At 70.1% G+C, this 13,188-nt stretch carries 14 protein-coding genes; 2 read left to right on the forward strand and 12 right to left on the reverse strand.

Features of this window, described 5'->3' with window-relative positions; all coding sequences use genetic code 11:
• Positions 1–85 precede the first annotated feature (85 nt).
• A complete protein-coding gene (locus tag OOK07_RS04370; protein ID WP_266795080.1) occupies positions 86–1,144 on the forward strand; it encodes a right-handed parallel beta-helix repeat-containing protein in 1,059 nt (352 codons plus the stop codon).
• Between the two features lie 49 nt (positions 1,145–1,193).
• Complete coding sequence (locus tag OOK07_RS04375) at positions 1,194–2,222, forward strand: methyltransferase (protein ID WP_266677097.1); 1,029 nt, start codon at positions 1,194–1,196, stop codon at positions 2,220–2,222.
• Positions 2,223–2,301: 79 nt separating this feature from the next.
• Here the strand turns inward: OOK07_RS04375 and OOK07_RS04380 are convergent, their stop codons facing one another.
• The 12 genes from OOK07_RS04380 to OOK07_RS04435 form a co-directional block, all read right to left on the reverse strand.
• Positions 2,302–2,634 carry a TcmI family type II polyketide cyclase gene (locus OOK07_RS04380; protein ID WP_266526799.1) on the reverse strand — a complete coding sequence of 111 codons (333 nt, stop codon included), beginning with the start codon at positions 2,632–2,634 and terminating at the stop codon, positions 2,302–2,304.
• A 28-nt stretch (positions 2,635–2,662) separates the two neighbouring features.
• Positions 2,663–3,142 carry an SRPBCC family protein gene (locus OOK07_RS04385; protein ID WP_266677099.1) on the reverse strand — a complete coding sequence of 160 codons (480 nt, stop codon included), beginning with the start codon at positions 3,140–3,142 and terminating at the stop codon, positions 2,663–2,665.
• Position 3,143: 1 nt separating this feature from the next.
• On the reverse strand, positions 3,144–3,398 hold the full coding sequence (locus OOK07_RS04390) for an acyl carrier protein (RefSeq protein WP_266677101.1): 255 nt from the start codon (positions 3,396–3,398) through the stop codon (positions 3,144–3,146).
• Between the two features lie 12 nt (positions 3,399–3,410).
• Positions 3,411–4,682 (reverse strand): ketosynthase chain-length factor, encoded by a 1,272-nt coding sequence (locus tag OOK07_RS04395; RefSeq protein ID WP_266795083.1) that lies wholly within the window; start codon positions 4,680–4,682, stop codon positions 3,411–3,413.
• Complete coding sequence (locus OOK07_RS04400) at positions 4,679–5,947, reverse strand: beta-ketoacyl-[acyl-carrier-protein] synthase family protein (RefSeq protein ID WP_266677105.1); 1,269 nt, start codon at positions 5,945–5,947, stop codon at positions 4,679–4,681. Before OOK07_RS04400 ends, OOK07_RS04395 begins: the two co-directional genes overlap by 4 nt.
• A complete protein-coding gene (locus OOK07_RS04405) occupies positions 5,944–6,354 on the reverse strand; it encodes a cupin domain-containing protein (protein ID WP_266677107.1) in 411 nt (136 codons plus the stop codon). The genes OOK07_RS04400 and OOK07_RS04405 overlap by 4 nt, the downstream gene beginning before the upstream one ends.
• 69 nt (positions 6,355–6,423) lie before the next feature.
• Positions 6,424–7,566, reverse strand: coding sequence for a SchA/CurD-like domain-containing protein (locus OOK07_RS04410; protein WP_266677109.1), 1,143 nt, complete (start codon positions 7,564–7,566; stop codon positions 6,424–6,426).
• Between the two features lie 126 nt (positions 7,567–7,692).
• Positions 7,693–8,403, reverse strand: a complete 711-nt coding sequence (locus OOK07_RS04415; protein ID WP_266795086.1) for a class F sortase — start codon at positions 8,401–8,403, stop codon at positions 7,693–7,695.
• A gap of 119 nt (positions 8,404–8,522) precedes the next feature.
• The gene (locus tag OOK07_RS04420; RefSeq protein ID WP_266677113.1) at positions 8,523–9,029 is read right to left on the reverse strand and encodes a hypothetical protein; all 507 of its coding nucleotides are present in this window, start codon (positions 9,027–9,029) and stop codon (positions 8,523–8,525) included.
• Between the two features lie 161 nt (positions 9,030–9,190).
• Positions 9,191–10,846 carry an FAD-dependent oxidoreductase gene (locus OOK07_RS04425; protein WP_266801891.1) on the reverse strand — a complete coding sequence of 552 codons (1,656 nt, stop codon included), beginning with the start codon at positions 10,844–10,846 and terminating at the stop codon, positions 9,191–9,193.
• Positions 10,847–11,114: 268 nt separating this feature from the next.
• Positions 11,115–11,408, reverse strand: coding sequence for a hypothetical protein (locus OOK07_RS04430; protein ID WP_266677117.1), 294 nt, complete (start codon positions 11,406–11,408; stop codon positions 11,115–11,117).
• A 274-nt stretch (positions 11,409–11,682) separates the two neighbouring features.
• On the reverse strand, positions 11,683–12,945 hold the full coding sequence (locus tag OOK07_RS04435; protein ID WP_266795089.1) for an MFS transporter: 1,263 nt from the start codon (positions 12,943–12,945) through the stop codon (positions 11,683–11,685).
• Positions 12,946–13,188: the final 243 nt, after the last annotated feature.

A 13,188-nucleotide genomic window follows, 5' to 3' on the forward strand; every position in this document is an offset into this window, starting at 1 on the left:
AGGCTAACAATCACCCGGACGGTGACACGCCGCCGGATGGCCCATCCTGCCACTGAGTGGCATATCGGGTCATAACGTTCGCGATATGAAGAAATACCGCGCGTACCTGATGTGCACCGCTGTGGTCGTCGGGACGGGAATCGGTGCCGCTCCGCCGGCCGCCGAGCATCGTGCGACCCATGTGGTCTGGCCCGGCGAGTCGATCCAGAAGGCGGTGGACGCCGCCCGGTCCGGTGACACCGTGCTGCTGGCCCCCGGCACGTTCCACGAGAGCGTCAAGGTGACCACGCCCGGACTGACCCTGCGGGGCATGGGGCGCGGCACGGTGATCGCGCCGAGCACCAAGAAGGCCGCGGACAGCTGCTCCGAGGCCGGCAACGGCATCTGTGTGCTGGGTACGAAGGACCGCAACGTCAAGGGCGTCACCGTCGCCTCGCTGACCGTCACCGGCTTCACCCGGGCCGGGGTGTTCGGCATGGCGACCGACGGGATGACGGTGCGGAACGTGACCGCGGTGAAGAACGGTGTGTGGGGCATCGCCCAGGAGCGCTCGGTCCGTGGTGTGTTCCAGAACAACACCGCCCAGGACAACGGCGACGCGGGTCTGTTCCTCGCCAACACCATCAAGGAGGAGGCCGGCGCCGACGACACCCAGGGCACGGTGATCGAGCACAACCGGCTGGAGGGCAACCGCATCGGAGTCACGCTCCGGCGGCTGCGGAACCTCACCGTCGCGCAGAACCGCATCACGGGCAACTGCGCGGGCGTGTTCGTCGTAGGGGACGAGAACAAGCCGAAGGCCGGCGCCGTGACCGTGCGCGACAACTTCGTCGTACGCAACAACAAGTCGTGCCCGAAGACGGACCGGCTGGACGCGCTCCAGGGCTCCGGCATCGTCGTGACCGGCGCCGAGGACAACACGGTGACGGGGAACGTGGTCCGGGACAACGCCGGCGCGTCCCCGCTGTCCGGCGGCATCGTCCTGTTCAAGAGCTTCGTGGGCGTCACCAGTGACCGCAACCGCGTCAGCGGCAACGTCCTCGGGGGCAACTCCCCGGCGGACATCGTCAACACGGACAAGGGAGTGGGCAACACCTTCCAGGACAACCACTGCCGCGCGTCCAAGCCCGCGGGACTGTGCTGACCACTCGACCCCGGCAAACCCGATGAACCGAAGAGGAAGGAAGCGGCACATGACGACCGTACAGACCGCCCCACCGCCGTCCATGCGGCTGAGGGAACTCGCGTTCGCGGCGGCATGTGCCGCCGCCCTCCGGGCCGCCGCCCGGCTCGGAGTCCCCGACGCCCTCGGCGACAGCCCCATGACCGTGGAGGACCTCGCCGCCGCCGTGAAGGCCGAGCCCCGGCCGCTGCGCCGGCTGCTGCACACCCTGTCCTGCTACGACATCTTCGCCGAACTGCCGGACGGCACCTTCGAGCACACCGAGGTCTCCAGGCTGCTGCGCGAGGACGACCCGAACAGCCTGCGGGCCATCGCGCTGTGGTGCACCGAGCCATGGACCTGGGACGCCTGGCCGAGGCTCGACGAGGCGGTGCGCACCGGTCGCAACGTCGTCGAGGACCTGTACGGCAAGGAGTTCTTCCCCTACCTCAACGAGGACGCGCCGGAATCGGCCGACGTCTTCAACCGGGCCATGACGACCTCCAGTGTGCAGTCCGCCCGGGACGTCGCCGAGTTCCTGGATCTGTCGGGGAGTTCGTCGGTGGCCGACCTCGGCGGCGGCCAGGGGCACGTGGTGGCGAGCCTGCTCGACAAGTACCCCTCGATGCACGGCACTCTGCTCGACCTGCCCCGGGTCGTGGAGAACGCGCTGCCGAGGCTGCGTGCGGGAGGCGACCTCGCGGACCGCGCGCGCATCGTGCCCGGCGACGTCCGGGTGGCCGTCCCGGTCGAGGCCGACGTGTACGTCATCAAGAACATCCTGGAGTGGGACGACGAGAGCACGGCCCGGACGCTGCGCAACGTGCGCGAGGCGGGCGGGCCGGGGGCCCGGGTCGTGGTCATCGAAAACCTCGTCGACGACACGCCCTCGATGCGGTTCAGCACCGGGATGGACCTGCTGCTGCTCCTGAACGTGGGCGGGGCGAAGCACACCACCGAGAGCATGGTGGCCCGGCTGACCGAGGCGGGCCTGGTCATCGACGACATCCGGCCGGTGAACCCCTACCTGCACGCGTTCGACTGTCACGTCCCTCAGTGACCGGACCGCATCCGCACAGACCACCGGCGGCCGGGTCCCGCAGCGTCGCGGGCCCGGCCACCGGTGATGTCCGGCAGGCTCAGCCGGCCGGGTCGCGCTCCCAGAGGTAGAAGCGCTGCGCCATGGCGTCCTTCGGGGAACGCCAGGTCTCGGGGTCGTACGCGCTGACGTACGCGGTGAGCCGCTCGCTGACGTCCCGGAAGTCGGGATGCTGCGTGACCTTGGCGATGGCGGGACCGGGCTCGCGCTCGGACTCGATGAGGTGCATGTACACATCGCCGAACTGGAAGAGGCTGCGACGGACCACCCCGACGAGGTGCGGCAGCTCTCCCCGGTCGGACTCCGCGAACACCTTGGCGATGTCGGGTGCCGATCCCGGAGCCATTCGGGCGACGATCAGAGCTTGGTGCATGGGGACTGCTCTCCGTCCTTCGTCCGGCTCAGCCGGTCAGACCCGGCGTGGCCCCGCGCTCGGCGGCGGCCTTCTCGATGCGGTCCCGGATCAGACCCATCTGGACCTTGGAGTTCCTGTTGATGTTGTCGGTCATCCAGGCGTCGTCGACCGGCGCTTCCGGCTTCATCGCGAAGTCCTGGGTCCAGACCATCCGCGTGCCGGCCGCCACCTCCTCGTACTGCCAGTGGATGTTCATGTGGGCGAAGGGCCCCGTCTCGACCCGGCGGGCCCTGACGCTGAGCGTGTCGCGGTCGGGTTCGCGCTCCGAGACCCAGCTCCACACGGTGCCGTTCTCGTCCGGGTGCATGGTCAGCCGGAAGGTGGTCTTCCGGCCCTCCCGGGACAGCACCTCGACCGAGGCGTACTCGCTGAACAGGCGCGGCCAGTTCTCCAGGTCGTTGGTCATCTCCCAGACCAGGTCCAGAGGCGCCGCGATGGTGATCTCGTTCTGCGTGTGTCCGGTCATTTCACGCTCCTGTCATGAGGCCACTGTTGACGAGGTCGAGGAACTGACGCGGCGTCTTGGAACGTTCGGCGTCGGGCGGCATCGCTGTGCCGTAACGGTTCTCCAGTTCGCCGACGATGCCCAGCAGACCGAGTGAGTCGACGCCCAGGGTGTCGAAGCCCGGGTCGCCCTTGCGGAGTTCCTCCGGGTCGACGGTGACGCCGGCGGACTTCTTCATGAGTTCGGCCAGCTCTTCCACGGTGATGCGGTCAGTCATGCGCTTGCTCCTCTACTGCTGCGCGGCGCCTCGGACCGAGGCGTCGGTGGCGCCGTGCCGCAGCACCAGCGCCGAGTTCGATCCCATGAGTCCCCGGCTCAGGACCAGCGCCGTGCGTGGCTCGGCGGTACGCGCCCGGCCGGTCACGAGGTCGAGGTCGTGGCAGATGTCGAAGACGTTGGGGGTGGGGGGGATCACGCCGTGCTCCATCGCGAGCACCGCCGCCGCGACGTCCAGCACGGGCGCCGCGCCGTAGCCCCGGCCGATGCCGGTCTTCGGCGCCGTGACGGGCACGCGTGTGCCGTGCACGCCGAGCGCGTCGGCGATCGCCAGGGCCTCCGCGCGGTCCGCCTCCGGCACTCCGAGGGCGTCGGCGAAGACCACGTCGATCTCCTCGGGGACGCAGCCGGCCTCGTCCAGGGCGCCCCTGATGGCCTGGGCGAGCCCTTCCCGGGACTGCTCCCAGCGGGAGGCGCCGGTGAACGTCGCCGCGTGTCCGGCGAGCACCGCCTGCACGCGCGCGCCCCGTTCCAGGGCCGAGGCCTCGTCCTCCACCACGAGCATGGCGCCGCCCTCGGCAGGAACGAATCCGCAGGCCGCAGAGGTGAACGGGCGGTAGGCGCGGGCCGGGTCGTCCGTGGTGCTGAGCTCCTTGTAGCCGAGCTGGCAGACGACGGAGTAGGGGGCGAGCGGCGCCTCGGTCGATCCGGCCACGATCACGTCGGTACCGCGCCGCACGGCCCGCGCCGCGTGCGCGAGGGCGTCCAGACCACCGGCCTCGTCGCTGGCGACGACGGAGCAGGGCCCCTTGAAGCCCCGGCGGATGGATATCTGGCCGGTGCTGGCGGCGTAGAACCAGGCGATGGACTGGTACGGGCCGACGAACCGGCTGCCCTTGCTCCACAGCTGCTGCAGTTCCCGCTGCCCGAAGGCGCCGCCGCCGGAGCCGGCCGCGGTGACGACACCCACGGAGAACGGGGAGTCGTCGGTCTCGGGCCGACCGAGACGGGCGTCGTCCAGCGCGAGGTCGGCAGCGGCCATCGCGAAGTGCGTGAACCGGTCGGTCTGTACGAGGAAGCGTTCCTCCACCGCGGCCGACGGGTCGAAGTCGCGGACCTCGCCCGCCACCCGCAGAGGCAGGTGCTCGCAGCCCTCGCGGGTGACCCGGTCCAGGACGCTGATGCCCTCGCTGGTGGACTTCCAGAAGGTCTCCGTGCTGGAGCCGTTGGGCGCGACCACGCCGATTCCGGTGATGGCCGCGCGCCGTGGATAGGGTTCGCTCATCGTGTCTTCTCCCTCGGCCGGTTCAGGACCACCGCGGACTGGAAGCCGCCGAACCCGCTGCCCACCGAGAGCACGCTGTTCAGTTTCCGGGCGCGGGCCTCACGCGGGACGTAGTCCAGGTCGCACTCGGGGTCCGGCGTCTCGTAGTTGGCGGTCGGCGGGACGGTCTGGTTCGCCAGGGCCAGTACGCAGGCGACGAGTTCGATCGCGCCGATCGCGCCGAGGGAGTGGCCCACCATGGACTTGATGGAACTCATCGGCGTGTCGTAGGCGTGCGGGCCCAGGGCCCGTTTCACCGCGGCGGTCTCGTGGCGGTCGTTCTGCTGGGTGCCCGACCCGTGGGCGTTGACGTAGTCGATCGCCGTGCCGTCGAGCCTGGCGTGGTCGAGGGCTGCCTCGATGGCCTTCGCCATCTCCAGGCCCTCACGGGTCAGACCGGTCATGTGGTAGGCGTTCCCGAAGGTCGCGTAGCCGCCGAGCTCGCAGTACACGTGCGCACCCCGGGCCCGGGCGTGTTCGAGTTCCTCCAGGACGAGCACGGCGCCGCCCTCGCCCATGACGAACCCGTCGCGGTCGGCGTCGAAGGGACGCGAGGCGTGCGCGGGGTCGTCGTTGTGCGCCGAGGTGGCCTTGATGGCGTCGAAGCAGGCCATGGTGATCGGTGAGATCGGCGAGTCGGAGGCGCCGGCTATGCATATGTCGGCCCGGCCCTCCTCCACGGTGTGGAAGGCGTATCCGACCGCGTCGAGCCCGGAGGTGCAGCCCGTGGAGACGGTCTGCACCGGGCCGCGCGCCCCGAACCGCTCCGCCACGGTCGAGGCGAGCGTGCTCGGTGCGAACGCGCGGTGGAGGTACGGCTCGGCCTGCTGGGCATCCACGTCCCAGCGCTGCCCGCCATGGCTGACCAGGACGTAGTCGTGCTCCAGGCGTGTGGTGCCGCCGACCGCGGTGCCCAGGGAGACGCCGACCCGCCAGGGGTCCTCCTGGTCGAGTTCGAGACCGGCGTCCCGCACCGCCTCCGTCCCGGCGGCCAGGGCGAACTGGATGTACCGGTCGCAGCGTTGGGTCTGCTCGGCGTCCAGCCCGTGGTCCGCCGGGTCGAAGTCGCACTCGGCGGCGATCCGCGAACGCAGACCGGCCGGATCGAAGAACGTGATGCCCCGCGTCGCCGTGCGCCCGGCCGCCAGGAGATCCCAGAACGCCGGTACGCCGATGCCGCCCGGTGCGACGATGCCTATGCCGGTGACGGCCACCCGTCTCGTCATGAATGCACCTCGGCGGCGGTCTCGGTCTCCTCGGTGTCGACATGGCCGAGCTGCGGACGCGGGGCCAGCGGGCCGAGGTGGAAGACCATGCGGGCCTCCACATTGCCGACGTTGCGGAAGCGGTGGCGCATGTGGGCGGGAATCATGAGTCCCTGCTCGGGCCGCAGCGGATGCGGCACGCCGTCCAGGTCCACCTCCAGCTCCCCGCACACGATGTACACGAACTCCTCGGAGTACGGGTGGTAGTGCTCACCGATGCGGTCGCCGGGCTCGATGATGGCGACGCCCATGAATCCGCTGGTGGAGCCGACCGTGGCCGGGGTGAGCATGGCGCGCAGATCGCCGCCGCGCCGACGGTTGGGCTCGACCTCGCTGAGATCCACGGTTCTGGGACGGGATGTGATCACGACGTTCCTCCGTTCAGGTCCTGCATCGACGTGGGGGTGTGGCCGCCGCCACGAGCATGTGACGGCAGATCAGGCGTCGGGGGAGCGGCGGTCGGTGACAAGGTCCATACGGGCCAGCCCGACGTAGCGCGCCAACTCGCCGTCCTTCGGCGCGGACGCGTTGCCGGTGAACGTCGTCAGCTCGGCGGCCTGACCGGGGTCCGGGAGGCCGAGGGCCAGCGCGGGGTCGGCGGCGTCGAGCCCGCCGCGCACGTCGATCAGCCGTACGACGACGTCGTCGCGCTGGAAGATCGTGCTGCGCAGGACCGGGCTGCGCGGATCGTCCGCCGCCGCCTCGTCCTGCCGGGCCAGCAGCTCGGCCAGGCGCATACCGCAGCCGGGCCGGGCCGGGTAGGACAGCGCGTACCGCTCGGCTCGCGGGTCCTGCTTCTCCGCCGTCACATGGTGTACGGCGGGCAGGGCGGCACGGGTGAAGAAGACGCGGGCGGACTCGGGGTCGTTGAGGTCCCGGTCCTGCTCCAGGTAGGGGTTGATGGCCTCCTCGACGGCGCGCACCTCGGGCTGCCGGGACACGTGGCGCAGCGCGGCTAGCAGGTCGCCCCGCACCTCGATGGCCCGCACCACCCGGTTGCCGTGCATGAACAGGGACGTGCGGCACAGCCGGGTGGCGGCATCGACCTTCGGATCGGGCGAGGCGTAGTCGGCGAGGATCTTCGCGACCGTCTCCTCGCTGCCCGGCTTGACGGTGAAGGTGAGGGCGTGGCGGATGATGCCGTCGCCGATCCTGGGAGACGCCTGGAGCCGGCGCTTGCCGGACTCGGTGCCCACCGCCGGTCCGCCCGTCTCGCGGACGATGTGGAAGCGCAGCGACCTGGTGTCCCGTACGCAGCTGTGCAGGGGCTCCACCATCCGCACGTGCTCCTCGCTGTTCACCCAGGCGAGGAACGGCGGGGCGCTCTCCCACTCACTGGTGATGAGCCATTGGGAGGGGTTCTCGATGGACTGGCACAGCTGGTCGCTGACGTGCCCGGGAACGGACGCGACCTGGTTGCACAGGAGCTCGTACGCCTCAAGGAACTGCTGCTGGGCTCCGTCGTAGACGTCCACCAGCAGGACGACCCTGAGTCTGGAGCCGTCGAACACGGACTGGGAGACACGTGGCGACACCTGTTGGGTCAGCGGGCCGGAAACACGTTCGGACGTGGTGGTCATCCTGCGCACATCTCCTTCGCGGAGGGGGAAGTGGTTGTTCGAGCCGCGGTGATGCGGCGTCAGCGTTCCTCGATCGTGTGCCCGTCCCGTGAAGAGCGCGACTCGTATGCACTACGCGGGTGATGCTCAGACGAGATGGGCGAAGACCACCAGGTTGTCCGTGTAGTCCCGGACCGAGCGGTCGTAGTCACCCGCACAGGTGATGAGCCGCACCTGGGCCTGCGGGGTGTCGCCGTACACGCGTTCGCTGGGGAAGTCCGACTTTTCGAAGGTCTCCACGCTGTCGACCCGGAAGGTCGCGGTGCGCCCGTCGGCCCGCAGGACGGAGAACTGGTCGCCCTTCCGCAGCTCGCCGAGGTACGCGAAGACCGCCGCGGACGTCTTGGTGTCGACGTGACCGGCGATGATCGCCGTTCCGGCCTCGCCGGGGGAGGCTCCCTCGACATGCCAGCCGACGAGGTTGGTGTCGGCGGCGGGAGGCGGCTCCAGCTGTCCCGTCGGGCCGATGTGGAGGTCGGTGAAGGGGGCGTCGACCCAGATCTTCGGAATGCGCAGGCGCAAGGGCCTGGACCGGGGCAGATGCTTACCCGCCGGCTGCCCGGCGGGCGGTGCCGACGCGGCCGGCCGCGTCGGCGAATCGGCGGCCTGCGGGGCCGTGGCCACTGACTGGGGGCCGCGCGGCGGGCTGGAGGCGTCGGGCGAACCGTCCTGGCCGCTGATCAGGCTCGCGGCCAGAAGCAGGCCGGCCGCGGCGCACATCATCATCGCCCCCGAGCGGGACGATCCCTGGCCGGTGGGCACCGGTTCGTCGCCGGTGGGGGAAGGGGGAGCCGCCATCGGAGTTCACCTCAATCGGGCACGGCAGCGGGGCGGACCGGGGATGCGGACAGCGAGCCGGGCCGCCACACGGGCAAACGGGTGGCGGCCGCGGCTCGCGCTATCGCATCGGGCATGGATCAGGCCGGGCTTCCGGCCGGCTTCTTGCGGCGCACCGCGTAGAGGCCGGTTGCGGCGACGGCCAGTGCCGCCAGCCCGCCCGCGGTCGCCGACGGGGTGGCGAGGCCTCCGCCGCCGGTGTGCATCCCGCCGCTGGGCTTCTCGTGTCCGCCACTCCATGAGTCGTTGCCGCGGCCACCGTCACTGTCGTGGTCGCCGCCCCAGGAGTCCTGACCGTGCTCGCCGTCCTTGTCCTTGTAGGTCTCCGGGTCCGTCTTCGGGTCCTTCGCGGTGGCCCAGTCGTCGCGGTCGTTCACCGCGGTGAGCGCGCCACCACCCGTGTGCATGCCGCCGTGCGGGGAATCGTGCTTGGTCTCCTGGCCGTGCTCCTTGCCGTGCGAAGAGCCGTCGCTGTGGGAAGAGTCGTCGTGATCCCAGTCGCCCCCGGCGGCGTACGCGCCGGGTGCACCGATGGCGAGGACGGCCGAGGCCGCCGCTGTCGCCAGGATCATGCGAGCAGAGCGCATCTGATGGTCCTTCCGTCAGGCCCGGCAGCTGGGACTTGGTCAGCTGTCTTGACCGGGCCCCGACGTGATCCACCGTCAGCCAGACGTCGCCCGGCCACCAGCCGGGACGATCACCCGGGTGAAGCGAGCGCACCTCACCCGGCGCTCTGCCGGGCGGGTGATCAGCCCAGCGACAGGCCGCCTTCCAGGGCCCTGCGCAGCGCCGATCCGGCATCCGGATCCGGTCCTGACGACCGCCACGCGACGAACCCGTCCGGCCGTACGAGGACGGCGCCCCCGCGTGTCGTGCCGTGGCGCTCCGCCCAGTCCACCTCGCCCTCCGGAACCAGTTCGGCCTCGGGTCCGGGGCCCACTCGGTACGACCGGAGGGGGACCGACATCTCGTCGGCGAGGCGAGTGGCGGCCTCGTGCCATCCGCTCGGGTCACCGGCGTCGCTGAGCAGGACGGGGGTCCGTTCGTAGAGGTCGAGGGTGGAGATCCGCTCACCTCCGCGCTTCACCCACAGGTGGGGCGCCCTGGTGCCGGGCGCCCCCGTCAGGTCGAGGTTCTCCGGTACGACCGCTGCCGCGGGATCGGCGCCGACGACCGCGCCCCGCGGGTACCGGTAGCCGAGCGCCACGTTGAGGATGCCTTGCTGCCGGCCGCCGCCCGCACCCGGCGGCGGGGTGAATCCGGGGTGACTGTGTTCGGCCGAACGGACGGCGGCGCGTGCGCTGGTCGCCTCCGCCACCGGGCGGCGCTCGGCGTCGTAGGTGTCCAGCAGCCTCTCCCCCGCCCAGCCGCCGAGGACCGCGGCGAGCTTCCATGCGAGGTTGTGCGCGTCCTGGATTCCGGTGTTGGAGCCGAAGGCACCGGTGGGCGACATCTCGTGGGCCGAGTCTCCGGCCAGGAAGACCCGTCCCGACCGGTAGCTGCGGGCGACGCGCTGGGCGGCGTGCCAGGGTGCCCGGCCGGTGATCTCCACGTCGAGATCGCTCACCCCGACCGCGCGGCGGATGTGCTCGATGCACCGTTCGTCCGTGAACTCCTCCAGCGTTTCGCCGTGTTCGGGGTGCCAGGGGGCGTGGAAGACCCAGTTCTCCCGGTTGTCCACCGGCAGCAGCGCGCCGTCGGCGTCCGGATTGGTCAGGTAGCAGACGATGAAGCGGCGGTCGCCCACGACGTCGGCGAGACGGCGGGAGCGGAAGGTGACGCTGACGTTGTGGAACAGGTCGCCCGGGCCGCTCTGTCCGATGCCGAGCTGCTCACGGACGGGGCTTCGGGGGCCGTCGGCGGCGACGAGGTAGTCGGCGCGGATGGTGGTGTGCTCGCCGGTCTCGCGGCTCTTGACCAGGGCGGTGACGCCGGTGGGGTCGCTCTCGAACGACATGAGTTCGGTGGAGAAGCGCAGCTCGCCACCGAGCGTCCTGGCGTGGTCGAGCAGGACCGGCTCCAGGTCGTTCTGGCTGCACAGGCACCATGCGCTGGGGCTGAAGCGGGCCAGTCCGCCGCCGGGGTCGATCTCCCGGAACAGCCACTCGCCCGCGTCGCCGACCAGAGTGGGCGTCTGCAGGATGCCGTGGTTGTCGGCCAGGGTGGCGGCGGCCTGATGGATCGCCGGCTCGACGCCCGCCACCCGGAACACCTCCATCGTGCGGACGTTGTTGCCGCGGCCGCGGGGGTGGATGGAGGTGCCGGAGTGCCGTTCGACCAGGGCGTGGCGCACCCCCAGCCGTCCCAGGAACAACGAGGTCGACAGGCCGACCAGGGAACCGCCGACGATGAGGACCGGGACCCTGAGGGTGTGGTTGTCGGCCTGGTCGACTCGTTCGTTCATCACGCTCGCCTCCAGCACGTCTTTGTCCGCGACCGGCTGTTTCGGGCCGCGGTCCTCATGCATGCCCCGCGAATCGGACGGCGGCTCAGGCTTCACCCGCCTGTCACCCGGTGGGCAGCCCAATGGGTGCGGAAAGCGGAGTCCGAGCGGGTCTGAGTACGACGGGAGGCGTTAAGGCAAGGAACGACACTCCGATCTGACGGCCCGACACAAAAGGGCCCGGTGCCCGGCCTGTGGCCGGGCACCGGGGAAGGTCCGCTCCTGTCGCCTACTTGCCTACGGCGTTGTTGCAGCCCATGGTCGAGCCCAGGTGGTCCTCCTGGGCGCCCGGGTTGCCCTCGCCGTTGAGCGCGCCGCCCAGGGCGCCGTTGAGCAGTCCGACCGCGCCGAGGATGTCGATGTTCAGGTCGTGGGACCGGCAGGTCGTGCTCTGCTGGACGGTGAACACGCCGCCTTGACCGCCGCCGTCCTGGCCCCCGTGGGCTTGCGCTGCGCCGACGTTCAGGAACCCGACGGTCCCGAGGGCGACGACCAGAACGGCAGCCTTGCGGAGCATGTGCATGTTCTCTCCGATGGAGTGAAGTGGATGCGATCGCGGAAGATCGCCTTCGACAGCCATGGAAGTTAGGGCGAAATGTTCGTAATTGACGGGTGACACACGGTGATTCCGTAGATTCTCACCACGGTGCATGAAGCAGAAGGGGGTACGGCGGCTGCCGCCGGGGACAAACGGCCCCCGCGAGGGCACTCCGTCAAGGCCCGTACACCTTAAGGCAGTTCATACGACATACGTCACCCAGTACCGACATCATCGGTGTGCCGTTCGAATACCGGAACTACACCGTGTCGGCCGGTGCCGTGCTCGGCGTCTGCGTGCCCGTGCCGCCGAAGCGGATGCCCTTGGCCTCCTTGCCGACGGCGCTGAGGGCGATCACCACGGCCAGGGCGGGCACCACGGTCCACGTCATCGCCGCGGGATAGCCGTGACGGTCCGCGATGGCCTCCTGGAGCGGCAGGTTGAGGGCGGCGATCAGGTTGCCGAGCTGGTAGGTGACGCCCGGGTAGAAGCCCCGGATCGCGTCCGGGCTCATCTCTGTCAGATGTGCGGGAATGACGCCCCAGGCTCCCTGTACGCACACCTGCATCAGGAAGGCGGAGAGCATCAACCAGCCGACGGTGGTGGACAGCACGAAGAAGGGCACCACCGACAGACCCCCCGCCGCCGCGAGCATGACCGTGCGGCGGCGCCCCAGCCTTTCGGAGAAGGCACCGAGCAGCGCGCCTCCGATCATGGCACCGATGTTGTAGACCACCGCGATGGCGATGGCCGTGTCCGGGGAAAGGCCCAGGCCCTTCTTGACGAAGGTCGGATAGATGTCCTGGGTGCCGTGCGACATCCAGTTGAAGGCGGTCATCAGCGCCACCAGATACACGAAGCGCCGCAGCACGGCCGGGTTCCTGAACACCTGGTGGGCGGGAGTGCGGTTGAGCCCGACGCTCTTCTCCCACACCTCGCTCTCCTCCACCCGGGTGCGCACCCACAGGGCGACCAGAGCGGGGACCAGACTGAAGGCGAACAACCCCCGCCAGCCGAAGGTGGGTTCGATGCCGAAGAAGGCCACAGCGGCGAGCAGATATCCCAGCGAATAGCCGCTCTGCAGCAGGCCCGACCAGAAGCCCCGCCGCTCAGCGGGAATCTTCTCCATCGCCAGCGCCGCCCCCAGGCCCCACTCGCCGCCCATGCCGATGCCGTACAGCAGACGAAGGACCAGCAGGACGGTGTAGTTGGGCGCGAAGGCGCACGCGAAGCCGACGATCGAGTAGAAGACCACGTCGACCATGAGCGGCAGCCGGCGGCCTCTGCGGTCCGCCCATATGCCGAAGAGCAGGGCACCGACCGGACGCATCACCAGGGTCGCGGTGGTGAGGAAGGCCATGTCAGTGAGGGAGACATGGAAGTCGTCGGCTATCTCGCTGTAGACGAGAACCACCAGAAAATAGTCGAAGGCGTCCATCGCCCAGCCCAGATAGGCGGCGACGAAGGCGTTGCGCTGATCCTTGGTAAGACCTGTTGCCTGCTCTCGGACGGTCTTCAGCATGCCGGCCCTCCCACGGTTCCGCGGGTGAGGCTAGGTCCGTGCGGCGAAGCGGACAACGCAAGGGCCGGCAAAACACGCGCCACAATTGCATAAAACCGACGCTCGGTTCACAGGCCGGCCAGCAGCGCGGCCGGGTTGGGTGATCACCGCCGTCCCCGACGCGAGCGCGGAACGGGCCCCGGCCCTCGTGGACCACGAATTCGTCGCGCCCGCCCGCAGCCAACGCCCGACCCCCGAGGTGCT

Origin of the sequence: Streptomyces sp. NBC_00078, from assembly GCF_026343335.1 — a bacterium.
Classification (GTDB): domain Bacteria; phylum Actinomycetota; class Actinomycetes; order Streptomycetales; family Streptomycetaceae; genus Streptomyces.